At 37.3% G+C, this 25,296-nt stretch carries 21 protein-coding genes and 1 tRNA gene; 10 read left to right on the top strand and 12 right to left on the bottom strand.

Annotated elements, in window-relative coordinates; genetic code table 11:
• The first annotated feature begins 5 nt into the window (after window positions 1-5).
• Window positions 6-614 (top strand): nitroreductase family protein, encoded by a 609-nt coding sequence (locus tag ACINWC141_RS18230; RefSeq protein WP_009393677.1) that lies wholly within the window; start codon window positions 6-8, stop codon window positions 612-614.
• A 268-nt stretch (window positions 615-882) separates the two neighbouring features.
• Here ACINWC141_RS18230 and ACINWC141_RS18235 read toward each other — a convergent pair whose 3' ends face one another.
• A complete protein-coding gene (locus ACINWC141_RS18235; protein WP_034679114.1) occupies window positions 883-1,443 on the bottom strand; it encodes a TetR/AcrR family transcriptional regulator in 561 nt (186 codons plus the stop codon).
• A 678-nt stretch (window positions 1,444-2,121) separates the two neighbouring features.
• Between ACINWC141_RS18235 and ACINWC141_RS20600 the strand changes: the two genes are divergently transcribed.
• The 3 genes from ACINWC141_RS20600 (at window position 2,122) to ACINWC141_RS18255 (ending at window position 3,782) form a co-directional block, all read left to right on the top strand.
• Window positions 2,122-2,628: a hypothetical protein gene (locus ACINWC141_RS20600; protein ID WP_227617001.1), complete on the top strand. Its 507-nt coding sequence runs from the start codon at window positions 2,122-2,124 to the stop codon at window positions 2,626-2,628.
• Window positions 2,629-2,825: 197 nt separating this feature from the next.
• Entirely contained in the window at window positions 2,826-3,344 is a 519-nt protein-coding gene (locus ACINWC141_RS18250) for an SRPBCC domain-containing protein (RefSeq protein ID WP_034679117.1), read from the top strand.
• Window positions 3,345-3,365: 21 nt separating this feature from the next.
• The gene (locus ACINWC141_RS18255; protein ID WP_009393689.1) at window positions 3,366-3,782 is read left to right on the top strand and encodes a MerR family transcriptional regulator; all 417 of its coding nucleotides are present in this window, start codon (window positions 3,366-3,368) and stop codon (window positions 3,780-3,782) included.
• 80 nt (window positions 3,783-3,862) lie between these two features.
• Here the strand turns inward: ACINWC141_RS18255 and ACINWC141_RS18260 are convergent, their stop codons facing one another.
• The 4 genes from ACINWC141_RS18260 to ACINWC141_RS18275 form a co-directional block, all read right to left on the bottom strand.
• Entirely contained in the window at window positions 3,863-4,645 is a 783-nt protein-coding gene (locus ACINWC141_RS18260) for a hypothetical protein (protein WP_009393431.1), read from the bottom strand.
• A 292-nt stretch (window positions 4,646-4,937) separates the two neighbouring features.
• On the bottom strand, window positions 4,938-5,816 hold the full coding sequence (locus ACINWC141_RS18265) for a MetQ/NlpA family ABC transporter substrate-binding protein (RefSeq protein ID WP_009393726.1): 879 nt from the start codon (window positions 5,814-5,816) through the stop codon (window positions 4,938-4,940).
• 466 nt (window positions 5,817-6,282) lie between these two features.
• Entirely contained in the window at window positions 6,283-10,281 is a 3,999-nt protein-coding gene (gene posA / locus ACINWC141_RS18270; protein ID WP_009393528.1) for a delta-poly-L-ornithine synthetase PosA, read from the bottom strand.
• A gap of 279 nt (window positions 10,282-10,560) precedes the next feature.
• A complete protein-coding gene (locus ACINWC141_RS18275; RefSeq protein WP_009393614.1) occupies window positions 10,561-11,463 on the bottom strand; it encodes a LysR family transcriptional regulator in 903 nt (300 codons plus the stop codon).
• Window positions 11,464-11,570: 107 nt separating this feature from the next.
• On the opposite strand from ACINWC141_RS18275, the gene ACINWC141_RS18280 reads away from it, so the two are divergent.
• Together ACINWC141_RS18280 and ACINWC141_RS18285 are read left to right on the top strand one after the other, a co-directional pair.
• Window positions 11,571-11,894 carry a nuclear transport factor 2 family protein gene (locus ACINWC141_RS18280; RefSeq protein ID WP_009393473.1) on the top strand — a complete coding sequence of 108 codons (324 nt, stop codon included), beginning with the start codon at window positions 11,571-11,573 and terminating at the stop codon, window positions 11,892-11,894.
• Window positions 11,894-12,676, top strand: a complete 783-nt coding sequence (locus ACINWC141_RS18285; protein ID WP_009393623.1) for an SDR family oxidoreductase — start codon at window positions 11,894-11,896, stop codon at window positions 12,674-12,676. The genes ACINWC141_RS18280 and ACINWC141_RS18285 overlap by 1 nt, the downstream gene beginning before the upstream one ends.
• A gap of 106 nt (window positions 12,677-12,782) precedes the next feature.
• Here ACINWC141_RS18285 and ACINWC141_RS18290 read toward each other — a convergent pair.
• Window positions 12,783-12,872, bottom strand: a tRNA-Ser gene (locus ACINWC141_RS18290).
• A gap of 89 nt (window positions 12,873-12,961) precedes the next feature.
• Window positions 12,962-13,456 carry a transcription elongation factor GreB gene (greB, locus tag ACINWC141_RS18295; protein WP_009393688.1) on the bottom strand — a complete coding sequence of 165 codons (495 nt, stop codon included), beginning with the start codon at window positions 13,454-13,456 and terminating at the stop codon, window positions 12,962-12,964.
• Between the two features lie 372 nt (window positions 13,457-13,828).
• On the opposite strand from greB, the gene ACINWC141_RS18300 reads away from it, so the two are divergent.
• Window positions 13,829-14,941: an MltF family protein gene (locus tag ACINWC141_RS18300; RefSeq protein WP_034679120.1), complete on the top strand. Its 1,113-nt coding sequence runs from the start codon at window positions 13,829-13,831 to the stop codon at window positions 14,939-14,941.
• 91 nt (window positions 14,942-15,032) lie between these two features.
• Here ACINWC141_RS18300 and ACINWC141_RS18305 read toward each other — a convergent pair whose 3' ends face one another.
• Together ACINWC141_RS18305 and ttcA are read right to left on the bottom strand one after the other, a co-directional pair.
• Window positions 15,033-15,416, bottom strand: coding sequence for an SCP2 sterol-binding domain-containing protein (locus ACINWC141_RS18305; RefSeq protein ID WP_002118641.1), 384 nt, complete (start codon window positions 15,414-15,416; stop codon window positions 15,033-15,035).
• Window positions 15,417-15,621: 205 nt separating this feature from the next.
• Window positions 15,622-16,527, bottom strand: coding sequence for a tRNA 2-thiocytidine(32) synthetase TtcA (ttcA, locus tag ACINWC141_RS18310; protein ID WP_009393631.1), 906 nt, complete (start codon window positions 16,525-16,527; stop codon window positions 15,622-15,624).
• 505 nt (window positions 16,528-17,032) lie between these two features.
• On the opposite strand from ttcA, the gene ACINWC141_RS18315 reads away from it, so the two are divergent.
• On the top strand, window positions 17,033-17,893 hold the full coding sequence (locus ACINWC141_RS18315; protein ID WP_034679122.1) for a lytic transglycosylase domain-containing protein: 861 nt from the start codon (window positions 17,033-17,035) through the stop codon (window positions 17,891-17,893).
• Between the two features lie 247 nt (window positions 17,894-18,140).
• The gene (htpX, locus tag ACINWC141_RS18320; protein ID WP_005307880.1) at window positions 18,141-19,046 is read left to right on the top strand and encodes a protease HtpX; all 906 of its coding nucleotides are present in this window, start codon (window positions 18,141-18,143) and stop codon (window positions 19,044-19,046) included.
• 51 nt (window positions 19,047-19,097) lie between these two features.
• Here the strand turns inward: htpX and ACINWC141_RS18325 are convergent, their stop codons facing one another.
• The gene (locus ACINWC141_RS18325; protein ID WP_009393446.1) at window positions 19,098-19,673 is read right to left on the bottom strand and encodes a DUF4112 domain-containing protein; all 576 of its coding nucleotides are present in this window, start codon (window positions 19,671-19,673) and stop codon (window positions 19,098-19,100) included.
• Window positions 19,674-19,745: 72 nt separating this feature from the next.
• Window positions 19,746-22,841, bottom strand: a complete 3,096-nt coding sequence (locus tag ACINWC141_RS18330; RefSeq protein WP_009393561.1) for a multidrug efflux RND transporter permease subunit — start codon at window positions 22,839-22,841, stop codon at window positions 19,746-19,748.
• 263 nt (window positions 22,842-23,104) lie between these two features.
• Between ACINWC141_RS18330 and ACINWC141_RS18335 the strand changes: the two genes are divergently transcribed.
• Entirely contained in the window at window positions 23,105-24,247 is a 1,143-nt protein-coding gene (locus ACINWC141_RS18335; protein WP_009393701.1) for a glycerophosphodiester phosphodiesterase, read from the top strand.
• Window positions 24,248-24,293: 46 nt separating this feature from the next.
• On the opposite strand, the gene ACINWC141_RS18340 is transcribed toward ACINWC141_RS18335, so the two are convergent.
• Window positions 24,294-25,256, bottom strand: a complete 963-nt coding sequence (locus tag ACINWC141_RS18340) for an MBL fold metallo-hydrolase (RefSeq protein WP_009393454.1) — start codon at window positions 25,254-25,256, stop codon at window positions 24,294-24,296.
• Between the last annotated feature and the right edge of the window lie 40 nt (window positions 25,257-25,296).

Consider the following 25,296-nt stretch of genomic DNA (forward strand, 5'->3'; position numbering starts at 1 on the left):
GTCTTATGAACGTTATTGATGCCATTCAGAAACGTCGTGCAGTTAAACGCTTCGACCCTTCGTTTCAAATTTCTGAAGAAAATAAACAACAGTTATTACAAGAAGTTTTAGCCAATGCACCAAGTGCATTTAATTTGCAGCACTGGCGTCCAGTCATTATTGAAGATGCTGAGTTAAGACAAAAAATTCGTACCATTGCATGGGACCAACCACAAGTTACCGAAGCTTCTTTACTGATTGTGTTATGCGCAAAAGTAAGCTCGTGGGAAACCGATGCTAAACGTGTGTGGGATGGCGCTTCTCCGGAAGTTCAAAATATTATGGTAGGCGCGATTGACCAATATTACCGTGACCGCCCACAAACCCAACGTGACGAAGTTATGCGTAGTGCGGGCATTTTTGCTCAAACCTTAATGCTGCTTGCTCAAGAGCATGGTTTAGACAGTTGCCCAATGGACGGTTTTGACTTTGATGCGATGGCGAAGCTCATTAACTTACCTGAAGATCATGTGGTGTGTTTAATGATTGCAGTGGGTAAGTCGGCATCTCAGCCTTACCCACGTGTGGGCAAACTTCCTTACGATGATGTCATTATCCAAAATACATTTGAATAACAAAGAAAAGGCCAAAAATTCTACCTCATATGAGTTGTGTATGTAGAATAAAAAAGTATTTTTTGATTATATTTCAACCTTTAAAATTAGAAGCGTTCATTCTGTTTTACTGCCACAAATAAGATGAGCGTAGAACTTATGAGTGTTCTGCTCGAATTTAAAGAGTGCATCGAATTGAATAAAATATCGATTTTTAATAATAAAAAAGCCCATTCTCTTTTTTAAAACAGGCTTTGAGAAACCTATAAAAACCATAGAGGCATGCACACTACGTCGATATAAACTGATTCAAAAAACAATCTAACGACGTCTCTCTTTGCTCTGCCCGATCTGAGCTTAAAAGCTGAATAATTGTCCCTTCAATCATATATAAAAATAGTTTGGCGTCATGAAACGAAGCATCGGTATTTAGCTTTATGAGCTGACTATAAATTTCATTGATGAGCCACGTTCTATATCTAACCGCGGTTTGATAGGCTTTTGGATAGCCTAGTTTCGTTTCAAAAATGGCTTTAAATAATAAATAGTAAAGCCCCTCTAAATTTGTATGTAAGTAATAAAACGCTTTGAGTTTATCAACCGCGCTTGTGTAGTGCATGTGCTCAGTAATGGAAATTACTTTTTGTTTTAAACGCTCTTTTTGCACGGTTAAGCAGATATCAATCAACCGCTCTTTAGAGTGAAAGTAATTATAAAAAGTCGCTTTTGGCATTTCACACTCTTTAATAATTCTATTGACCCCAACCGTATGGAACCCGTGCTGGTGAAATAAATGAATTGATATATTAACGGCTTGTATAGCACGTGAAGAGAGAACTAAATTTGGCATATTTTTACCGTTATAAATTCTTGTTGTTTCTAAAAGAGATACTTTTTTGGGAGAAAAAAAGGCACAGCAAAGCCGTAAAGACTGTGCTTGGCACATCTCAAGTTTTATTGTTGATACAAATTTTTTGAGCAGTAATGACTTAAAGCCTGAGAACCTTTTGGCTATCAAGCTGCTTTAAATTTTTAAGTTGTGTCGTTATAGCTTTTGGCAAAGGCTGCCAAGAAATAATGGATGTACAAAGCCAACTCCTTTTTTATTGGGAGTTCTGCCAGACATTAAATTATGGTGGCAGAACGAAAGGGGGTTAGCAGACTGGCTCAAGACCCAGCACACCCGAAGGTGTCCCCCTTCCGTCCTACCGCAACAAAAGGGAGACGAACGGGTCTACATTAAAAAAACGAAGTTTTTCAATGTACTTGAGCACGGTCTGCTAAAACCGGCTGGCAATGTAGGCCAGCAGGCAAAGAATAGTGCCCAACCCTTTTGCAGTCAAGCACACAAAATGGTATTTGTTTTAAATTAGATCATTAAAAAGTAAGGATAAATAATGAGTGAGTTATTGTTAAATGAGGGTTTATAAAGGAGGAGATAATTGGCTTGGAAGGTTGTTTTATTCAGCTGTAAAGATTACGTACTAGGTGTATTATGTTTATTTTTAAATAATCTAAATTATTCAATATGAAAAAATTAGATGTTCAAATAAGTAAGATAACAGAAGTAAAAAATCCTATTTACTATGGAGATGATCTCTTACATTTGTATATTCATACTGAACAAGCAAGCTATATTCAATTTTTTTGCTTGGATTTGTTTTATTACATAGACAATATTAATGAGTTACTTGCATGTATTCTTAATCAAGAAACAAGGGGAGACTATTCATTTAGAGAATGGATTGTTAATACAGAATTTAAAGAAATATCTATCCAAGAATTAGTAATACAAACCAATGGTCTAATAAATCAATTAGATATGATTTTAAAGGAGTCTCCAGAGAGCTTAGGTGCCAAATTCTTGAAAGAATACTTATGTACTTTAAATTTTGAAAATACTACAAATAGTTATGAAATCTTAGGTTGTTCTAAAATTGTTCCGAATAGTCCTGATGAAGGTGGCCCCAATTATCAGTTTTTTTGGGAAAATAAGGGAAAATTATATTTTTTACATATTCATTTAGAATCATAAATTCTTCTATTTAATACAATGGGCATTATCTGAATTATAAAAAATAAAAAAGTGCTCCGCCCTTCTTTCTAGCTTTCAAAAAAGAGATTCTCATTAGATACAACCTAATTTACTGTGCAGGTAAAAATTTTACTTGAGCTTAGAGTAAGCTCTAATCTTAGAATCATCATAGTATTTAGCAATAAAGGTACTATTTGATGAAATTAATTTTAACTATCGTTGTATTTTCTGTGTTCATTTTTTTATTTCGTCATGAAAGAATTGAGACAAAGATTGTTATAAATCAGCCAATAGATCATGTTTGGCAAGCTTTCACATGCACATCATCGTATCCAAAATGGAATACATTATTTGGTATTGATAGATTTCCGACGCATGTAGATCAACAAATCACTGTAGATTTATACAAAGAAAATAGAAATGTGCAATTTACAATGCGACCAGTAATAAAAAAACTTGAGAAATATCACTTAGAGTGGGAAGGTAAATTATATATAAATGGATTATTTAATGGTCGACACCAGTTTATTTTCACTAAAATTAATGCCAATACAACTCAATTAGTTCAAGCAGAAGATTTTAATGGGTTACTTGTACCTATATTAAATTATTTCGTTATTCAGCCTACACAGTTCAATTTTGATAAAATGAATAGATCCTTCAAAAAATATACTGAAGACCAGACCTTAAACAATGATATCTGTAAAATATCTTAGTTAAAAAGTAAGGGATAATGAATGAATATTAGTCAATTTTCAAAAAAATATGGGCTATCATTAGATACTTTACGTTTTTATGAAAAATGTGAAGTATTGGTTCCCGATCGATTAACAAATGGATATAGAAATTATCAGGACATACATGAACAAAAAGTTAAGTTAATTATATGCTTAAAAAGCATTGGATTTACACTAGATGAGATTAAACAACTCATTAAACTTGAAACAAAGCCTCCTTCTGAAGAATGCAATATTATCTCCAATCAATTGATTGATAGAAAAATAGAGATGATTAGTCAGCAAATTAAATTATTAGAATATGGAAAAGATACTCTTCAAGATGTTAAAAAACATATTATAGATAATACTTTTGTTAAAAATCAGGACATCATTCAAAAGATGATTGAAAACTTGTATAAGCTTTCAAAAAAATAAATATAAAACCGACATCTAGTTTTTTGAATTATCTTTTCCGCATTTTGCGTTATTAACACGTAGGATGACAGCATTAGTTATTAAGGTTGAAACCAAGGTTTTTTGGGTTTAGTCCCAATGTAGGCAGGGCTAACTTTAATTGGTCCTTGACCTTTTTCGCATTGTTGAACACCCCACTCACTCGGGCGAAAACGTGCATTAGCTCCATCAGGCTCAGGTTTACCAAACTCTTTTGCAATATCGTGATCAATTAATGGAATTTCAAGCAGCACGATGTCTCCACGAGAACAGGCGATGGTAGGACGTTTCGTATCGTAAACCCATTTACCATAGCCATTTTCCCCATTAGGATCAAAACGCATGACTGGACCTACATGCTGATCCCATGCCAATTCCATTCGAGGAGGCTCCATCGCAGTTACCCACATTCCTGCAACTTGTACAGGGTGAGGAAAGCGTACAGCCTGTAATCCCCGTAAACTCAGAGGTAATTGTGGCTCACCGTTGTCAAAAGCATCGTAACGACTAATTAAGCTTCCTTTGGGAATTAACAGTTCTCCATATTGCGCATCTTGAGATAAAACGAAATGACGGCGACTTTCCTTATAATGCTGCTCAAGTGCGAACTCATACTTTACTGATTCAGTTATATAAAATAAATAACCTGCCCACAGGTCACATATCAATGCCAACAGCACAATGAACAATGTCTTTCGAGAAAAAAAACTCACAGGATTCTGAGTTTTCTTTTGCCAAAAGAATATTGCTTTCAGCAATAAGCCTAATGTTAGTACAACTCCAACTAATGGAATAATAAATAACAGAAAAATTGCAAAAAAAGAGAATGGCTGTACGGGTATCATAATTTTTAAATCTTTAACTTCATATTTTTCAAAGGTGGATCGCCAAGAAAATTGTATATACCTATATTAAAAAAATAGACATTGCTATTTAGGACTTACATTACAAAATAGGGAAAATTATTTCCATTTTTACTTATATTTTTAAAAATATATCTTTTTCTCAATTTAAAATAATAGGCGTTATATGAATTATAAAAATAAAACGAAAACTAATAACACTAATTTATATAAAAAAGCTAAGCCCCGATTACCGAGGCTTAGCTTTGAAAAATAATTTTAATTAAAAAATTACTTATTTGATGTCAGTAAACTCTGAAACAGGTTTGTTCACTTCAACTTTAGTACCACCGAATTTTTCGCTCACAAATTTTTGTACTTTAGGTAAGTGGTAAAGTTCACCTAACTTCGTATAGATCGGGTCATTTTTATTTGCTTCAGCAACACCTAATAAGTTCACATAAAGCTTTGTAGACTGGTCAACAGGCTCGCGGAAGATAGAATCTTTCAGAACGTTTAAACCGCCTTCAAGTGCCAATGTATTACCCAATACAATTGCATCTACATCGTTTTTAACACGAACTGCTGTCGTCATTTGAATTGGTTTTAATTTCAAATTTTTAGGGTTTTCAACGATGTCATTTACAGTCCCTTTTACAGGGTCAAAGTCTGGTTTAAGTTTAATGAGTTTAGCAGACTGTAATAATGTTAATGCACGAGCTTCGTTGGCAGTATCGTTTGGAATTGCGATGGTAGCGCCTTGTGGGAACTCATCAACAGTTTTCGCTTTATTTGCATAAAGGCCCATTGGTTCCAAGTACGTTGTCGCAACAGCAGCAACTTTAGCATTATTTGAAGCATTGTAAGCTGCCAAATAGTTAAATGACTGGAAGGCATTTACGTCTTGTTCGCCACTTGCTACAGAGGTGTTCAACACAACGTAGTCAGTCAGGTTGGTCACTTCGAGTTTAATGCCCGCTTCTTTAGTCTCAGGAAGCGTTGCAACATATTTCCATACATCAGTATCTGAACCTGTTGAAACAAGTTTAATTGTGCGAACTGACTCAGTTTTGTCTTTAGCTGGTGCTGTATTTTCAGTTTGTGCAGGTTGCTTGTTACATGCAGACAGCGTGAGTACAGAAGCGCTGAACAGGACACTAAATAATTTTTTCATAGATACATCCTAAAATAGGAAACGCCTACTCTACAAAAGAGTGAGACATTCCCAACCATTTGGTCAAAATGCAAAATTTGGCTGGAAATAATTTCCAGATATATACGGGTTTAGAAGCCTGAATTCAGCCTTATTTCTTCCTTGATCTTGCTCGCTGAACAATAGAATTATGTTTTGAATCAGTTTCTAAATATTGGCTCATCATATATCAATAAGTGAATATTCTACAAATAACTTGCTTGATTTTGATATATAGACACGTTCACAGTAAGACATTGAAAATAAAAAATATATTATATGAATATAGCAATTTTGATTAAAATATATACTTATTTGATTTATATGAAATTTTCAGGATTTGTTAGCAATAATTAAGCTAACTATGACTGTAATTTATGTCCTATGCATAAAAAAAGCCCCTGTTTTCACAAAGGCTTTTAAATTAGTTAGTTAAACTTAGTTTCAATTATTTATGAACCCAAGGTACAGCTGGCGAACCAATCCATGCAGATTTAGCAGGAATATTTTCACCTTTCATAACCAAAGTTAATGGTCCTAACACTGCATGATGGCTCACATTGGCGTTATATAAAATAATACTACGTGAGTTTACGACCACATCATTTCCAACATTGACCTGTCCAATTTTCATAATACGATCTTCAAACAAGTGGGTTTGTGGACCTGAGAAGCTATTAAACTCAGCACGGTCACCAATGCTTACACAGTCAAACTCAGTGATATCAGCCGTATCCATGTAAACATCTTTACCAATTCGAACACCCAAAATACGCAAGAAAAATGGCAGCATTGGCGTGCCTCTTAAGTAATTTAAGAAGTTTGGAATCGCAACTGATTCATATAGGCTAGTAATCCCTTCACTTAACCATACAAACATGGTCCACATTGGCGCCGAACGCGGTTGATAACGACCAATTAAAGTCCACTTCATCAATGCAACAATAACGAAGCAACCAACGCCATAGAGCAGCCCTGCAATGGTTAATGCTAATAGGCCTTTTGCAATTCCGTAGTTATTAATAACATCGATTACGTCTAATACAATCATATAACCCACACCAATTGCGAGTGCAGCGGGTAATACAACACGAAGTCCTTCAATGAAACCACGCATGAAACGGCGCTTGAAGCTTGGTTTAAACGTTAAATGGTCAGGATATTTTTCAGCAGCTTCACGTGCAGGCAATAACAATGGCGGAGAACCAAACCAAGTTTGGCCATCATACATTTCAAGGTTATCTGGTGTTTTTGACTGTACGCCAATTAAAACGTTATCTGGTAAAACAGTTCCATCAGCAATATAAGCACTGTTTCCGACAAAGCTACGGTTACCGATTTTGGTCGATTTTAATGTCATCCAACCGCCTTTGATCTCTTCATCACCTAACATCACAGCATCAGCAATAAAGCTTTCTTCGCCCAAAGTCAGCATTTCAGGAATAACACCATTTGCTGTAGAAATTTCGGTATTTTTACCTACTTTCGCCCCTAACATACGGAACCATGTAGGTGCATAAATGGTCGCAAACAAGCCATGAAGTGTTTGTAAGCTTGTTTCTAAAATTTGAGATGCAAACCATTTCCGATAGTACGTTCCGCCATGAACAGCGTATGTTCCGGTTTCAAGGCTCGGTAATACAATTTTGCGTAGACCAGAAGAAATGACGGCCGTAATCATCATCATCATTGCACTAGCAGGAATCGCTAAAATGAAATAATAAATTGCGATTTGTAGGTGGTTATTCGGGTTGATATTAAATACATTTACATCTAACCAATCGACCAAAAGAAAACTTGGGAAAATTGGAATAAAGAAGATACAAGCAATAATTAATGCACTAACTCCATAATATCCATATTCAGCAATTTTACGAATAAACGATAATTTAGGACGTTCAGCTAATTTAACGTGTTCATCGACATGCCCTATTTTTTTAGCGGGCGTACCATCCCAAATTTCTCCGGCTGGTACAACCGTGTCATATTCAATTGAAGTTAGGGCATTTACATGAGCTTGTTTTTCTAACACTGTATTTTCTTCTAATACAGCATATGAACCAACATAGCTCTCTTCTTTAAGGTGGATTGAACCTAGCACCAAATGACCATGTTCGACTTTGGCATTTTCTAAATTCACTTGAGAGCCAATGCTCACCCCATCTTCAACAGTGAGTAAAGATGGCATGCGAATATGAACCGAACTAATGGTGACATCATGTCCGATTTTTGCGCCCAGTGCTTTTAAATAGAGGTTAAGTAAAGTTGAACCTGACAATAGATAAACTGGTGAAATATTGCTAATACGGTCTGCTAACCACCAACGGAAATATGTCATTCCCCAAAGTGGATAACGTCCTGCACCAATGCCCAACATTAATAATCGTTTCACCGTAATTGAAAGCACAAAACTGCTCATAATAACGCTGATATAAACCAATAAAGACAACGCAATTGCATATGGAATGCTGTCTCGGGTTCCACCTGTAAAATAGTGATAGGTAAAGAATGGTGCCAACCACTGCAAAATATTAATCGAGATTAAAACTGGAATAGTTGCAAACTGAGCAATCCCACATAACCATTTATAAGTTTGATTACGCGGATTGTCTTGCCCAATCTGGCTATCAAATAAAGTTGGCTCAGGCTGCTCCAACATTAAAGCAGCAATAGCTCCCACTCTTCGGGCCTGATATAAGCTTTGAATGGTAAGATGGCTATATTCTTGATGTTCACGCAGGTTAGAAATTAAAACGGCTGCTAATAGCGAATGACCACCTAAATCATCAAAGAAATCTGAATCTAGTTTAATCGGCATGTTCGGAAACAGACGAGTTAAAATTTCAAATAATATTTCTTCGGCTGGATTTTGTGGCTGGTCAGATTCACTGCGGTCAATCACACTCGTAAGCGGTCTTGCTTTTAAAGCCTTACGGTCAATTTTTCCAGATAATAAACGCGGTACTTCTTCAATAATCTCAAAACGATTCGGCACCATATAAGGTGGTAAACGTTGACCAAGGTTATGTCTAAGCTGTTTAATTTCTATCGGTTGTTTTGCATCAAGCTCAGCTGCAATAAAGGCAATGAGCTGATCAATTCCATCTTCTTGACGTAAAATTACCGCTGCTGTGCCAATACCTTCAATATCACAAAGTGCCGCTTCAATTTCACCGAGTTCAACACGGAAACCCCGAATTTTCACCTGATCATCCGCACGCCCTAAACAGTGCACTTGACCAAATTCATCAATTTTTGCCAAATCCCCAGTACGGTAAAGCAACTCTTCATCCGCACTCATTGCCCAAGGGTTTTCAATAAACTTATCAGCCGTTAAATCAGGTCTGCCTAAATAGCCGGGCGCCACACTCGGACCGAAAATACAGAGCTCACCTGTCTCCCCTTGAGCCAATAATTCTCTTTCAGCATTAATCACCAGCATGCCGTAGTTGGGCAAAGGTTTACCAATGGTGACGGGTTTGCCACGTTCTAACGACTCAAGGCTTGCAGTAACCGTAGTCTCAGTGGGGCCATAGGTGTTAAACATTTGATGATGAGGTAATGCCCAACGGTCAACCAGTGAATCCGGGCACATCTCTCCACCTAAGTTAATAATTCTTAAATTAGGTACATCTTCAGGGAATAAAGCCAGTAATGTTGGAACAGCATGTAAAACAGTAATTTGTTCCTGCTTTAATGTTTGGCATAACCGCTCAGGGTCACTGACAAGCGACTTAGGTGCAATCCACAAAGTTGCACCAACCAAATAAGACAGCCAGATTTCTTCAAATGACATATCAAAAGCAACTGAAAAGCCTTGATAGACTTTATCTTGCTCTTGAATATCTAAAATATTATTTTCACTACGTAGAAAGTGACAAATATTTTTTTGAGTAATTACAATCCCTTTCGGCTTACCTGTTGAGCCTGACGTATAAATAATATACGCAGGTTGATCGGAGGTCGTTCTAGCTAAAGGAATATTTTCACTAAGTGGCTTTTGAAGTTCAGTATTTGTCCATTTTGTTTGCGGGACTTCTGCTAAATGTTCATACCACTCATCTGTAGTAATCATGCCTACAGCTTCAGCATCTTCAAGACAAACCGCAATACGGTCTGCTGGCGTATCCATATCAAAAGGAAGCCACGCTGCCCCACTCAAACAAATTGCCAGTTGTGCTTTTAAAAGTTCAATGCCTCTTGGTAGCCATAACCCAACAATATTCCCTGCTTTTACCCCATTTAAAGTCAGTTGTTGCGCCATGACTAAAGCTTGCTGATATAACTCTCCATAACTCAGCGTTTTATTTGCTTCAATTAAAGCTGTTTTATCTGAGAGATTTTGAGCAGTTTGAATAAAAATATCGGCGAGTACTTCATCTTGCAAAAATTCGGGGTGAAATTTACCACGAATAATATTCTTCGAACTTGTTACGAATTGGTTCATTTTTTATAACTCACTTTAATTTTTTGATTTAGCTAAAATAAAGTCATGTTTGAGTTTTTCTGACCTATTAAAGAAATCAATTGCTATGTAATAAATTAAAGAGTTGAACTTAAATGAAGATTAAAGATTTTATTTTAAGAAAGGAGAATGGCTTATTAAATGAAAAGAACAATCGATTTTTATTACTTATAAATCAAACTAAGATGACAATAAGGAAAAATATAAGCACATATTTTTATAAAAATTAAATAGCGTTATTCAAAATTGATATATAACAAATTACTCATTACACAACGCTACTTCACGAACTAGGGCAAGAAAGGCTTTCAAACCAGCAGATTGGTTGCGTCTTCCTGAATAATATAAACAGAGACCAGACATACAAGGCATCCAATCGTCCAAAACAGAAATAAGTTGACCTGACTCAATTTCAGCACGAACATCTTGTTCCATAAAGTATCCTAAGCCAATATTCTCTAATACTGTAGCTCTTGATAAGCTTGCTTCATCAAGGGTAATCGGTCCTTGCACATCAATTTGAATAATTTCTCCATTTTTTTCAAACTTCCAGCTAAATAGTGCACCATCAGGAAGACGTACTCGAATACATTTATGTCTAAAAAGATCTGTTGGTATTTTTGGCTTTCCGTAACGCTCCAAATACTCAGGTGAACCAACAACAACATATCTTTGAAGTTTACCAAGAGACACCGCAATCATGTCACTTGGAACAAGATGGGCAACTCGAATACCTAAATCAAAACCATCAGCAATAATGTCAACAAGTTTACCCTCGGTCACTAAATCAATATTCATTTCTGGGTAACGTCGAAGAAATTCGATAATCACAGGAGAAATAATCTCTCTCGCTGCAAATGCAGCCGCATTGATTCTTAATGTACCTGAGGGTGTTTCTCTCTGCGAACGTACAATATCTAAGGCACTATGAATATCCTGAAGAGCAGGCCCGACTTGCTCTACAAAAAGTCTGCCCGCCTCTGTCAATGAGACACTACGTGTTGTCCGATTAAACAGACGTACACCCAAATTTTCCTCTAATTTACTAATTGCATGACTTAAAGCTGTTGTAGACATCCCAAGTTCAATCGCAGCGCCACGAAAAGTTCCTCGCTTGGCGATTGCCATTACTGCTTTTAGATCATTTAAATTTGCTCGTTCCATTATCCTGATTTATTCAACTAAACATCCCATTTTATACGGATTGTTAGAACAATCGTCAAATTATAAAATTTAAAACATCAATTTAGATTATTCAAAAAGAGCGACTCATGAAAGATATACCAGAAGTGGTTAGTGCATACTTTGATGCTGATCAAGCGAACGACGTAGATGCTTTAAACCAAATTTTTTCTGACTCTGCCATTGTTGAAGACGATGGCAGTCTATACAGAGGAATTGTGGAAATTCGCACATGGTTGCTAACAATGAAAGAAAAATACCAGTACTCTATTGAAATTATTGAGGTTTCTAATAATGACCATATCAGCACGGTTTTAACACAAGGGAGTGGCAACTTTCCAAATAGCCCTGTGAAACTTACGTTTCAGTTCACACTTGAAAATGGCAAAGTTGTTAAATTGAGGATTTATTAATGGAAGATTTTATTACTTTAAAAGGAAAACGTACCTTAATTACTGCGGGTACAAAAGGTACTGGCGCAGCCACAGTTCAATTATTCCATGAACTCGGCGCAACAGTACTAACTACTGCTAGAACTCAACCAGATTATTTACCGAATAATACACATTTTGTTTCTGCTGATCTCACAACTCGAGAAGGTTGTGAAGCTATCGTCCAAGCAGTACAAGAGATATTAGGTGGTGTGGACATAATTATACACGTACTTGGTGGTTCATCTGCACCAGCAGGTGGATTTGCAGCATTGACCGATGAAGAGTGGTATAAAGAACTTCACCTAAATCTGATGCCTGCAATACGTATTGATCGTCAATTAATTCCCGATATGATTCAGCAAGGCCAAGGTGTTGTAATCCACGTTACGTCAATACAACGCTCACTTCCTTTACCAGAAGCTACGACAGCTTACGCTGCTGCAAAAGCAGCACTAGCGACTTATAGTAAAAGCCTGTCAAAAGAAATATCTCCCAAAGGTATTCGGGTTGTTCAAGTCTCGCCAGGATGGATTGAAACAGAGGCATCTATTGCTCTTGCAGAGCGACTGGCTTTACAAGCTGGCACAGATTACGAGGGTGGTAAAAAGATAGTTATGGATTCAATCGGAGGAATTCCTATTGGACGACCAGCTAAACCTGATGAAATAGCAAATCTTATCGCCTTTTTGGCCTCATCCCGTGCGTCTGCAATTACAGGTACTGAATATGTGATTGATGGTGGGACGATTCCTACTGTTTAATAGTTATGTTGAATCACGCTATATTATATTTTTTCTTCACTTGAGCAGTTTAGAATTACAGGTATAAAAAAAGCCCTTGTCATGAACAAGGGCTTTTTAAGAATTTTGGCGGAAGCGGTGAGATTCGAACTCACGGAGGACTCACACCCTCGTCGGTTTTCAAGACCGGTGCATTAAACCGCTCTGCCACGCTTCCAACGAGCGCTATAATATAAACAAAAACACAAGTTGGCAAATCTTTTATTTAACTTTTAATTCAAACGCTCAAAATAAGTACAAATTAATTTAGTTTTCTGGGTTTTCGTTCTTTTCATAGCGAATTGTATTGATATACCAAAGCTTTTTTCCAGATGGCGTATGTACTTCAATCTCATCATCGACTTCTTTGCCGAGCAGTGCACGGGCCATCGGCGATTCAATCGAAATATGCTGCGGGTGATGATCATAAATTTCATCGATGCCGACAATACGTAAAGTTTTTTGCTCTCCCTCTTCGTTTTCAATCTCTACCCAAGCTCCGAAATAAACTTTACCGTCTTGCTCAGGCGCATAATCAACGATTTTTAATTCTTCTAAACGTTTTCCTAAATAGCGTACTCGTCGATCAATTTTTCTAAGGAGCTGCTTATTGTATTGATAATCGGCATTTTCACTGCGGTCACCTAAGCTTGCAGCCCAATTCACTTTCTTTGTGATTTCTGGTCGTTCTTCATGCCAAAGTTGTTTTAATTCAGCAACTAATTTGTCATGCCCTGACCGAGTGATTAAGTTAGATTTCATGATTAAAAACCACTGTTCAACAACATATCGCTTACAAGATGTAGCATTTTATACCCTATTTTCTCATATCAGAAGTGTATAAATTTTCTTCCTTAAGAAATTCATGTGTTTATGATGATATATCGAATATTTAATTGTACGAAATTTGACAATACTTTTTTTCAATACTATGATGCGCGCAGATTAAATGTTGAGCGTTTTTTAACCTTCTAGAAAACTATGTAGATTTTCTACACAGTTTGTTTTTTTCATTTCATGTCATTTTGAATGACGTCATGACTGCCCACCCCTTATTGAATTTATCAACTTTTAGAAGTTATGGCAGCTTATTGTCTGACTTTTGGGGCATAAATTATCTGTAGCGGAGACAACATGCACAGTAATTCAAGTTCAGGGTCGAGGCTTTGCCTTAACTCTTTATTTTCCTCTCTCCCGTTAAAAGCACTTGCACTCAGTACTATGCTTATTCCATTTCATAGTATTAATGCAGGAAAAACCCTACAGTACAATACTGTAGTAAATACAAACACTCTAACTGTTGTTGCGGTAGAAAGCCCGACAACCGTTTTCAAAGAAGACCAGTTTTTACATGGTTTTGGTTACGACTTAGCACGTAACTATGCGCAAACCCTTAATGTAAAGCTGGACTTTAAAATCGTGGCAGACAATGCCACTGCACTTAGATGGGTTCAGCAAGGTAAAGCAAACTTTGCCATGACGACCGCAGGTTTAAGTACCATCGAGAACAAAGGTTTAATGTCTTTTTCTGCAAGTTGTGGTGACATAGTCAATTTGCAAAAAAATGGTTTAAATCCTGAGTTAAGCTGGGTGTTTAAACAAGCTGATGACCCCCTCACCCAGACTGCCAGTGGCTTTGTATGCCAAAGTAAGCAAAATGGTGTGACTCAGCAACTCGCTTCTTTCTATAACCGCAATGTGGTTAAACCAGAAGCTTGGTCAACCATTCAACGTGACTTAACGACGCGTTTACCGATTTATAAAGCGAGCTTTAAACAAAGCGCAGCTAAATATGATCTCGACTGGCATTTACTTGCCGCGATTGGTTATCAAGAATCATACTTAAAGCCAGAATCTGTTTCTCCCACAGGTGTTCGTGGTTTGATGATGCTGACCAATAGTACTGCTCGAGCAATGGGTGTGAGCAATCGTAGTGATCCTGCCCAAAGCATTCAAGGTGGCGCGAAGTATTACGACCAGATGCTAAGTGAATATGATGATATTCCTTTCCCTGATCGGAACTGGTACGCGCTGGTGGCCTACAATATGGGACCGGGTGCGGTAAACCAGATTCAGAAACGTTTGCAAGCACAAGGGAAAGATCCAAACCAATGGGTTAATCTCTACAATTATTTGCAAAGTAATAAAGCGCGTAATGGTCGATATAAGCAAGCGGTTCAATATGTCACTCGTATTCGTGCTTATCTTGAACATATTAAAACGGCGCAAACAAGAATCAATATCTAATTTTTATTATTTAAAAGTTGATAAATTCATTGTTTGTACAAATAAAAAGCTTACCTCTTTGGGTAAGCTTTTTATATAAATTCTTTTAAGTTTAAGCAGTATGCTCTAATACTTTTTTGAACAAATCTTTTTGTTCTTGGCTTGGCTTAGCTGTTTGTAAAGCCATTAATTGAGACATATCGCCTTGAACTTTAATTTTACCAGTCATGAATGCCTGCATAGCAGCAGCCATATCAAACTCTAAGAATACTTTACGTAAAGTTTCAGCATCCATATTTAAAGTTGTTTTGGCATTTGAAGACAAACCTTTTTGGATTTTACCCCCATCTAAAGCTAATTCGGTATTTCCAGAAGCATCTGTAACTACTAAATTAATTGCCAAATTCGCAAGAGCAGGTGGCAAATTAAGATCCCCTGCTTCAGCAGTTAATTTTTCGACAGTAGCAAACCAATCTTCAGTTAAAAATGCAGGCATGATTCTTCCTCAAATTTATTTGTTCAATTTCTCTAGTTGTCTATCCAGACAACATCATGTGAAGCAATTCTGCTTGAGCGTTGTTATAGCATGTAATTTAAATTTTGGGCTATGACTTTTTGTACGGAACATTCATTTTTTAGTATTTTGATACATTAAAGGCACTTGTTTATAAAGTGCCTTTAACATTCTTTAGGTCTAGCGTTTATTCAGCAGCAAAGCTTAAGTTCACGACATCTAAACGGTTTTTAAGCTCTTCCGGATCTTTAAAATCCAGCTCACGCTGAGAATCTAGTGCTTCGAAATCAAACAATTCACGGTCCGCTAACTGAGACGGAGAAACGTTTTGTAACGCACCGAAAATACTGTGTAAGCGTTTCGGATATTGTTTATCCCAGTCACGTAGCATTTCATTGAGCATGGCACGTTGTAAATTTTCCTGCGAACCACAAAGGTTACATGGAATGATTGGGAACTGACGTAACTCGGCATATTTGATGATGTCTTTTTCTTCAACATATGCCAATGGACGAATCAGAATATTCTTTTTATCTGATGATAAAAGCTTTGGAGGCATCGCCTTTAAACTTCCGCCATGAAACAGGTTTAAGAAGAACGTTGCAAGAATATCATCGCGGTGATGTCCTAAAGCAACTTTAGTCGCCCCAATTTCTTGTGCAAAACCGTACAAAGAACCACGGCGTAAACGGGAACATACTGCACAGTAGGTTTTACCTTCTGGTGTTAAACGCTTAGTAATGGTGTAGGTGTCTTTTTCTAAGATGTAATATGGAATGTTATTTTCTTCCATATAACGAGGTAGGACATCTTCTGGAAAGCCGGGTTGCTTTTGATCAAGGTTAACCGCAACTACATCAAAATTGATTGGTGCAATACGTTTAAACTGCAACAAGATATCGAGCAAGGTATAACTGTCTTTACCACCAGACACACACACCATGACCTTATCGCCCTCTTCAATCATCTTGAAGTCACGAATAGCATGCCCAACTTGACGGCGAAGCTTCTTGAGCAAACGGTAATAGGCCGAGCTTGTTGGAAGTTCAGGCTTAAAATTAAATCCCTGATTAGACTCAACTGGCGCGTACATAGACGAGATATACCCATAAATAAAAATACCGCGCAATTTTATATGATTCAGAAGAGAATCGCACCAAAAGAATAGTTTCAATTCTTGAAGTCGTCACATTGCTCATGCATGATGCAAAAGTGATGCTCTATTTTTGACTGAAGAGTTCAAAAAATGTGCAAAATGCTTACTTTTTGGACTTTTCCACAGTTTTCCACAAAACCTGTGGATAAAATTGTGGATTTCTTCGTACTTGACAAACTGTTTTGACCTTCTGTTAAGGGTTTTATTTAAATTGATCATTTTTTAACCAATGTTTTTTACCCTTTAATATCAACATGTTATTCAAGTCAATAGAATCATTTTAAAAATAATTTTTAATTTTTTTTGATGAGCATTCGAACAAAATAGCTTGATTTTTTGAAAGAGTCGAAATAAAAAAAATTACACAAAACTTCTTTAAGTAATATTTTTTGATAAACTCTTTGGCAAGTTTTAAATACCTTAAAATTGTGAATAACATAAAATGAAAAATTCGGTTCAATTTCTTATTTCTTGTTTGCTGGGGATGACCACTTTTACGGTCGGCATAACGTCGAGTTCAGCAGGCCAAATGTATATTTACCAAGATAAAAATGGTAGTACATTGCTGACTAACCGAAAAAGTTATGATCAATCACTTAAAAAAGTAAAAGTGACTTACTACCCTGATAGTAATATTCATAGTTATACGAACTGGGGAGCATCAGAAGCTTCTGTTCTGCCAAGCTACAATAAAAATAAAAATGCTTTTGATCATATTATTAAACAAGCTGCTCTACAGCATGGTGTGTCTGAAGGCTTAATTAAGGCCGTTATGCATACTGAGTCAGGTTTTAATGTAAATGCTCGTTCACCAGTCGGCGCACAAGGCTTAATGCAGCTTATGCCTGCGACTGCACGTCGATTTAACGTGACCAATGCATTTGATGCACAGCAAAATATTTTTGCCGGTGCGAAATATTTAAGCTGGTTGCTCAAGCGTTTTCGTGGCAATACCCAAATGGCGCTTGCTGCTTATAATGCAGGTGAAGGTAACGTTGATAAATACGGCGGTATTCCACCTTTCCGTGAAACACAAGATTATGTACGCCGTGTAACGAGTCGATATCAAAACTTATATGCATCTGGTGTAGGTTTCTCATCTTTTTCTAATACTACAGCGCAAGACACTTCTCACACTTCTAATTTAGCGGAAAACACAACAGCTCAAATAGCAGCACCGGCACCTAAATATTCCTCTTCTCGTCAAATTGTGACTTTATCTAATGGAACAATTACTGATGCACCTACGGGTACTTATGTCACGAATAATGCCACTGCAATTGCACATATTCGAATAGAATAAAAACGTTTACTGACAGTTCTATTGCGTCAAGTCCATGTGCTTTAAATTGTAATGATCTATTACCTGATCTTTACCATTTAGGCGAATTTAGCCAATAATTCTTTAAATTTAGGTACATTCTACTCTGTGAAAGAATGTATCAATTCCTTATTTTTTTCTTGAATTTTTCCCCTAAGCCCCGCATATTAGCTGCATGATTTAGAATTTGTAAATCAGATAACATTTTATTTATAAGAGGGTTTTCTCAATGATGCGGATTGGTTTGTTTTTGCTTACCAACCTCGCGGTACTGGTTGTAGCTGGCATTATTTTGTCACTCTTCGGTGTCGGTAGTTACCATGGCGCGGGTGGCTTGAATCTAGGCAACCTTTTAGTGATCTGTTTTGTATTTGGTATGGTGGGATCTTTAATCTCGTTATTCATGTCAAAATGGATGGCTAAGAAAACGACCGGTACAGAACTAATCGACCCGAATGCTCCTCGTAACCAAGCTGAAAGCTGGTTATTGCAAACAGTCGCTGAACTTTCTCAACGTTCTGGTATTAATATGCCAGAGGTTGGTATTTTTCCATCATATCAATCCAATGCCTTTGCAACAGGCTGGAACAAAAATGATGCCTTAGTTGCCGTTTCATCCGGTCTACTTGAGCGTATGAATAAAGATGAGCTACGTGCTGTGCTTGCGCACGAGATTGGTCACGTTGCGAATGGTGATATGGTTACCCTAGCACTCATCCAAGGTGTCGTGAACGCCTTTGTTATGTTCTTTGCTCGTGTAGTCGGTGATTTTATCGACCGTAATGTTTTTGGTCGTCAAGATGATCAAGCCCCAGGTATGGGTTATTTCCTCATTACCATGGTATTAGATATCGTCTTTGGTATTCTCGCTTCTGCGATTGTGATGTGGTTCTCTCGTTATCGTGAATATCGTGCTGATGAAGCAGGTGCACGTTTAGCAGGTAAACAAGCAATGATTTCTGCATTATTACGTCTACAAGCTGAGACAGAATTACCAGATCAAATGCCAAAAGAAATGAAAGCTTTCGCGATTGCGGAAGGTAAAGAACAAGGCTTTAGCTTAGCTGCTTTGTTCCAAACCCACCCAACAATTGAACAACGTGTGGCAGCTTTACATCAATTAGATTGCCCATAAAACGTTTAACGTGAAGAAGTAAAGCCTCCATTTGGAGGCTTTATTTTTTTATTACATGGTTTGATAGAGACCCCAGAGATAACTCGCTCCCCACCAAACAGCCAAACCAATTAAAAGCAGTACAAACGCACCTAATAAATCGGGTATATGCAACCATAACCAACTCACCACAGGATTACGCCAGAAGGCTGAGTGTTGCTGCTTCTTTTCGAGCTTTTCATGTAAATATGGATGAACAACATGAATATCACTTTGAATCGCATATTCTTCGCGTATATGCGTATGAACCACATCTAAGGCTTTTCGACTCGGTCGTATAAATATATCGAAAATAGTCCCTGCAACCGGAACAAACCCCACCACAGCATCTACAACAGCGAGTTTGATGACTGGAGTTAATTTATGTTGAGGCACACCAATCTGTTTAGCTTTATAAATGGCATAACACGTCAGCACGAAACCAGCGATATCACCGGCAATTGGAATCGTGCTTAGTGCAGCATCAGCACCAATGCCCTGCTTTGTAAAAGGAATACGTACCGCGCTGTCCATCATGGTGGCAAACTTGGCAAGGTCTCGTTCTAGTGCGATGACCTGTTGCTCTGTTAATTTTTTTTCTTGAGGCATCTAAATCAAATATATGAAGAGAAGTTAAACTTAATATACTTGATTTAGTGCCTGTTTTTAAATTGTTTACGTTTAACTAGAAACTTTCGATCTAAATAGTGAACGCAATAATACGTACATAACTGGAATAAAGAATAAAACCAGCACCGTACCAAACATGACTCCACCTAAAATACTGATACCAATTTCTTGACGGCTCACAGCCCCTGCGCCTTGAGCAAATACAAGAGGAAGCACACCAGCACCAAAAGCTAAAGATGTCATTAAAATCGGTCTTAAACGCAAGCTCGCGCCTTCTAAAGCAGCTTGTATTGCACTCTTACCTTTTTCTTGAGCTAAGGCGGCAAACTCAACAATTAAAATTGCGTTTTTACATGACAATCCAATCGTAGTTAACAGTGCAATCTGGAAATACACATCATTGGGTAGTCCAAAAATATAAGAGAAAATGACACTTCCCCCTACGCCCAACGGAATAGAGGTCATCACAGCAGCTGGAATGCTCAAGCTTTCATATAGAGCAGCTAGACATAAGAAAATAAAGCCTGCCGAAATTAAATATAACCAGACGGCCTGATTTGTCGACTTCTGTTCTTCAAAAGATAAACCGGTCCACGCTAAACCAACATCCTTTTGTTGGTTCACGAGTTGTTCAACATCTTTCATTGCCTGACCTGAACTGCTGCCACTCGCAACATCAGCTTGTAGCTGTAAGGCACTATAACCCATGTAGCGTTTTACAATTTCAGGCGCCCCGCCCCAGCTAAAGTTAGCAAATGAACTAAAAGGCACCATTTCATTTTGGTTGTTACGCACAGACCAGTTATATAAATCTTCAGGTTTTGATCTGAACTCGGCATCACCTTGAATCATGACACGCTTAATACGGCCACGGTCAATAAAGTCATTTACATACGTTCCGCCCCACGCACTCGACAAAGTGTTATTAATTGCAGGAATTTCTAAACCATTTGCTAACGCTTGTTTCTGATCAATTTTGATATTGAGATTTGCTTTACTATTGGTTGATTGCTTATCAAAGTTTTCAAAAGTTGAGTAGCTTTTACTTTGAGTTTGCAACTGACGGAAAGTGCTATCTAGGAAATCTTGTCCCTGCCCATTTAAATCTTGAATCCATAAATCCATACCATCAGTTTGACCTAACCCATTTACTGAAGGAGGTAAAGTCACATTGATTTGAGCATTATTAAAATGGCTAAAATATTTCATTGCACGCTTTTGTATAGCATCCGCTGAGTTTTCTTTTCCAGTACGTACATCCCACGGTTTTAAAGCAATAAACCCTTGCGCCAAGTTCTGCCCTGTACCCGAATTGTTTCGACCATAGCGAATTAAGACTAAGTCGACATTTTTATCTTCTTGAGATAAGAAATATTGACGAACTTGTTCACCAATTTTCTGACTTTGAGAAATCGGAGCACTATCAACAAGCTTAATTTGAACGCTTAAAATCCCTTGATCTTCTTTAGGAATAAATCCACTTTTTAAACCACTATAGAACAGCATAAAAACAGCAATCAGAGCTACAAAAATCACAACAACTGATTTACTGTAATCAATGCTTGTTTGAACGATCTTGATATATTGATTTTTAAGTTGATCAATCTTTTGGTTAAACCAAATTGCCCAACGCATAGGCTCAGGGTTAGGTTTTAAAATTAAGGCGCACAAAGCAGGTGTTAGAACTAATGCAACGACGAGTGATAGCGCCATAGCTGCCACTAAAGTAATGGAAAACTGTCGGTAAATCACCCCAATTGAACCGCCTAAAAAAGACATTGGAATAAAAACAGCAGTTAATACCAATGTAATCCCAATTAAAGCACCACTAATTTCGCCCATTGACTCAATGGCTGCTTCTTTCGGTTTTAAATGCTGCTCATGCATGAGCCGTTCAACGTTTTCTACGACTACAATAGCATCATCCACTAACAAGCCAATGGCGAGTACCAGTGCAAATAAGGTTAAGGTGTTAATACTAAAACCAAGCACATATAAAACAGCAAAAGTTCCTAAAATAACAACCGGAACGGTAATACTCGGAATGAGTGTCGCGCGCCAGCTTTGCAAGAACAGAAACATTACCAGAATAACTAAAATAATCGCTTCAATAAGCGTCTTTACGACTTCCTTAATCGACTCTTGAACAAACGGCGTGTTATCTCGTGGATAAACAATTTTATAACCCGCAGGTAGTTTAGTTGTAAGCTGATCTAGAGTTTGATGGATGAGTTTAGAGGTCTGAATGGCATTTGCACCCGAAGATAGTGAAATACCTAAACCTGCGGCAGGATAACCATTAATGGTGTTAAAAGACTGATAGTTTTCTGCACCTAGCTCAACTCTAGCAATATCTTTTAAATAGACATAGCTCGCTGTTTGATTTGATTTGACTACAATATTTTTAAAATCTTCGACTGTTTTTAGTCGAGAACCAGCTGTAACTTTAGTATTTAAATATTGACCGTCGACTACAGGTAAATCACCAATTGCACCCGCAGCCACTTGGGTATTTTGAGAAGTGATTGCACTAGCAACATCACTTGGCATTAAATTATATTGTTTTAATTTATCAGGGTTTAACCAGATTCGCATTGCATATTGCGAACCAAAAACATCAGACTCACCCACCCCTTCAATACGGTTCAGGTTATCTACCACGTGTGTCGTTAAATAGTCTGATAGCTCAATATTCCCCGCTTTACCAGACGAGTCATATAAACCTACCACCATAAAAGTATCGCCCAGAGACTTACTTACTGTCACCCCTTGGCGTTGTACTTCATCTGGTAAACGTCTTATCACGCCACTAATACTATTTTGTACTTGTACCTGTGCTGTATCTGGATTTGTTCCATTATCAAAACTGATCGTAATTCGGCTACGTCCCGACGAATCGCTGGTAGAGCTGAAATAAAGTAAGTGATCAATACCTTGTATTTGCTGTTCTAAAATCTGAGTAACACTTTGCTCAACTGTTTGTGCATCTGCCCCACTATAACTCGCCGATACTGTAATTTTTGGAGGTGCAATATCGGGGTAGCGTTCTACTGGCAAATTCAGAACCGAGAAAATACCAAATGCCATAACAATAATTGCGAGTACACTGGCAAAAATAGGGCGCTGAATAAAAAATTTAGATAGCATGGCTGCTCAGAATTAAGTCGTCAATTAACAGGTGGCAATACCGAATTCGGCATCTTGATCATCAACGAGCAATATATAAAAGACAAGTAGAATTAACACAATAAATGCAATTAGGACAAAAACAAAGCAGGAATGGCTATTTCCTACAAACCCATAAAGAAGGTTTTAACAAGTGTCACTGAAAATTCATGAATTCTTCATGATCACGTCAAGTTCAATGAGCAGACTAGAGCCGTTTCAACTAAAACAATATGAGTAGAATTATGTTTAAAAGAGCAATTTTATGCTTAAGTTTAATTAGCTTGGTTGGTTGTAATGACGATGATAAAACTGAAAACACGCCAACTACACCAGAATATCAACTTCCTAAGATTTTAGTGATTGGGCACCGTGGCGCTAGCGCTTTACGCCCTGAACACACACTAGCCTCATATCAAAAAGCCATTGATGATGGTGCAGATTTTATTGAACCAGATTTAGTGTCTACAAAAGACGGTGTATTGGTTACTCGTCATGAAAATGAGATTGGTGGAACAACTAACGTAAGTACTTTAACTCAGTTTGCAGACCGTAAAACAACAAAAAATATTGACGGCAAAGACTTAACAGGTTGGTTTACAGAAGACTTTACTTTAAGTGAATTAAACCAACTTAAAGCGCGTGAACGTATTCCAGAGTTCCGACCTGCAAACACAGCCTATAATGACCTTTACCCTGTTCCAACTCTAGAACAAGTGATTGAGCTGGCTGAAGCAAATTATAAAAAAACAGGAAAAATTATTGGTTTATATATTGAAACCAAACATCCGACTTACTTTAAAAATCATAATCTGGCTATGGAAGATACCCTTCTTAAAACATTAGCCAAATATAAATATACACGTGATATTGCACCTGTCTATTTACAGTCTTTTGAAGTAAGTAATTTAAAATATTTAAAAGAACAGCTGGATCTTCATAAAACTATTAAACATGCACAAATTATTCAATTATATGATGCTAAAACCTCTCAACCAGCCGACTTTGTTGAATCTGGAGAAACTAAAACTTATGCCGATTTAGCCACAGCAGAAGGCTTAAAAGACGTAGCTAAATATGCAAACGGTGTAGGACCAAGTAAAGGTTATATTCTGAACTTTAATGACAATGGTTCAGTTCAAACGACTTCGTTTATTTCTGATGCTCATGCAGCTGGCTTAAAAGTACATCCTTATACTTTCCGTCCAGAAAATAATTTCTTACCAAAGCCTTTAAAATGCAGTCAAGATAAACCAGCTGAGCGCTGCCCAACTGGTGCTTTAAAAGAGTTTGAAGTCTACTTCAAAGCGGGTATTGATGGAGTCTTTACAGATGACCCAGCACTTGGCCGTGAAGCTGTTATTAATTATGAAAAAGCCGCAAAATAATTAAAGCTTTTAATAAAAAAACAGGGCAATAAATGCCCTGTTTTTTTTATTTCTCTACGACATTATCAAAATAAAGTGGGATCCACTGATATTGCTCAGCGTTTACTTTATAAACATGGCCAATGCCTGGGAATGGTAAATGTGGTGCTGCGACCCATTGCTGTTTATTTGAAATTTCAGCGAACATTTTTAAACGGGTATTAATCGCCTGCTCAGAATTCACATCAAAATCCACACCAGTTTTTGGAGCATCAAACTGCAAAGAATGTGAGTGAACAATGTCTCCAACAAAAATAATTTGCTGATCATTACTCTTTAAGCGAAAGCTATGATGCCCAGGTGTGTGACCGCGCGTATCAATCACTTCAAAACCTTGAATAACATCGCCATCTTTAAATGTCTTGAATGCTTTTGTTGCTTGATATGGAGCAAGTGCAGCTTTTATATTTTTCACCGTACCTAAGTAGCTTTCTTTTTTATCAGCTGGCACTGTTTTTTCAGAAGCTGGATTTAACCAATAATCAGCCTCGCGTTCATGTGCATAAACGGTTGCATTTGGAAATACAGCTTTCCCATTTTGGGCAATACCACACACATGGTCAGGGTGTAGATGTGTGAGCAACACTGTTTTTACATTTGCAAGTTGATAACCTGCCAATTCAATATTTTTTGCAATCGAACCGAGTTGTGGCCCAAAGCAGCTTGCTGCCCCACTATCGACAAGCGTCAAACTTTTGCCATCATCTACTAAAAATGCATTAACCGAAGTTTGAATCCCCTTCTCATTCACAGCAGCATATTTAGTTAATATTTTAGTTTTCTGAGTCTGATTTAAGTTTTTAAACAAGTTAGGATTTAGATAGATGGTGCCATCAAGTAAAGACGTTACACGGTATTTGCCAAATTGATGCTTATAATATCCAGGTACTTGTTGAGTAGGAGTTTGCTCGGCATACACAGCATGCATGCTACAAAATGCAAGACCCAAAGCTACACATAATTTTTTCATCTCTTCTTCTCTATTCAGTTATAAAGTCAAAATCTTTAAA

The organism is Acinetobacter sp. WC-141 (genome assembly GCF_000313935.1).
GTDB lineage: Bacteria > Pseudomonadota > Gammaproteobacteria > Pseudomonadales > Moraxellaceae > Acinetobacter.

Bases quoted from the DNA above. Each gene is read 5' to 3' on its own strand.
- ACINWC141_RS18230 (WP_009393677.1), top strand. From the start codon at position 6: ATGAACGTTATTGATGCCATTCAGAAACGTCGTGCAGTTAAACGCTTC.
- ACINWC141_RS18235 (WP_034679114.1), bottom strand. From the start codon at position 1,443: ATGCCAAATTTAGTTCTCTCTTCACGTGCTATACAAGCCGTTAATATA.
- ACINWC141_RS20600 (WP_227617001.1), top strand. From the start codon at position 2,122: ATGAAAAAATTAGATGTTCAAATAAGTAAGATAACAGAAGTAAAAAAT.
- ACINWC141_RS18250 (WP_034679117.1), top strand. From the start codon at position 2,826: ATGAAATTAATTTTAACTATCGTTGTATTTTCTGTGTTCATTTTTTTA.
- ACINWC141_RS18255 (WP_009393689.1), top strand. From the start codon at position 3,366: ATGAATATTAGTCAATTTTCAAAAAAATATGGGCTATCATTAGATACT.
- ACINWC141_RS18260 (WP_009393431.1), bottom strand. From the start codon at position 4,645: ATGATACCCGTACAGCCATTCTCTTTTTTTGCAATTTTTCTGTTATTT.
- ACINWC141_RS18265 (WP_009393726.1), bottom strand. From the start codon at position 5,816: ATGAAAAAATTATTTAGTGTCCTGTTCAGCGCTTCTGTACTCACGCTG.
- posA (WP_009393528.1), bottom strand. From the start codon at position 10,281: ATGAACCAATTCGTAACAAGTTCGAAGAATATTATTCGTGGTAAATTT.
- ACINWC141_RS18275 (WP_009393614.1), bottom strand. From the start codon at position 11,463: ATGGAACGAGCAAATTTAAATGATCTAAAAGCAGTAATGGCAATCGCC.
- ACINWC141_RS18280 (WP_009393473.1), top strand. From the start codon at position 11,571: ATGAAAGATATACCAGAAGTGGTTAGTGCATACTTTGATGCTGATCAA.
- ACINWC141_RS18285 (WP_009393623.1), top strand. From the start codon at position 11,894: ATGGAAGATTTTATTACTTTAAAAGGAAAACGTACCTTAATTACTGCG.
- greB (WP_009393688.1), bottom strand. From the start codon at position 13,456: ATGAAATCTAACTTAATCACTCGGTCAGGGCATGACAAATTAGTTGCT.
- ACINWC141_RS18300 (WP_034679120.1), top strand. From the start codon at position 13,829: ATGCACAGTAATTCAAGTTCAGGGTCGAGGCTTTGCCTTAACTCTTTA.
- ACINWC141_RS18305 (WP_002118641.1), bottom strand. From the start codon at position 15,416: ATGCCTGCATTTTTAACTGAAGATTGGTTTGCTACTGTCGAAAAATTA.
- ttcA (WP_009393631.1), bottom strand. From the start codon at position 16,527: ATGTACGCGCCAGTTGAGTCTAATCAGGGATTTAATTTTAAGCCTGAA.
- ACINWC141_RS18315 (WP_034679122.1), top strand. From the start codon at position 17,033: ATGAAAAATTCGGTTCAATTTCTTATTTCTTGTTTGCTGGGGATGACC.
- htpX (WP_005307880.1), top strand. From the start codon at position 18,141: ATGATGCGGATTGGTTTGTTTTTGCTTACCAACCTCGCGGTACTGGTT.
- ACINWC141_RS18325 (WP_009393446.1), bottom strand. From the start codon at position 19,673: ATGCCTCAAGAAAAAAAATTAACAGAGCAACAGGTCATCGCACTAGAA.
- ACINWC141_RS18330 (WP_009393561.1), bottom strand. From the start codon at position 22,841: ATGCTATCTAAATTTTTTATTCAGCGCCCTATTTTTGCCAGTGTACTC.
- ACINWC141_RS18335 (WP_009393701.1), top strand. From the start codon at position 23,105: ATGTTTAAAAGAGCAATTTTATGCTTAAGTTTAATTAGCTTGGTTGGT.
- ACINWC141_RS18340 (WP_009393454.1), bottom strand. From the start codon at position 25,256: ATGAAAAAATTATGTGTAGCTTTGGGTCTTGCATTTTGTAGCATGCAT.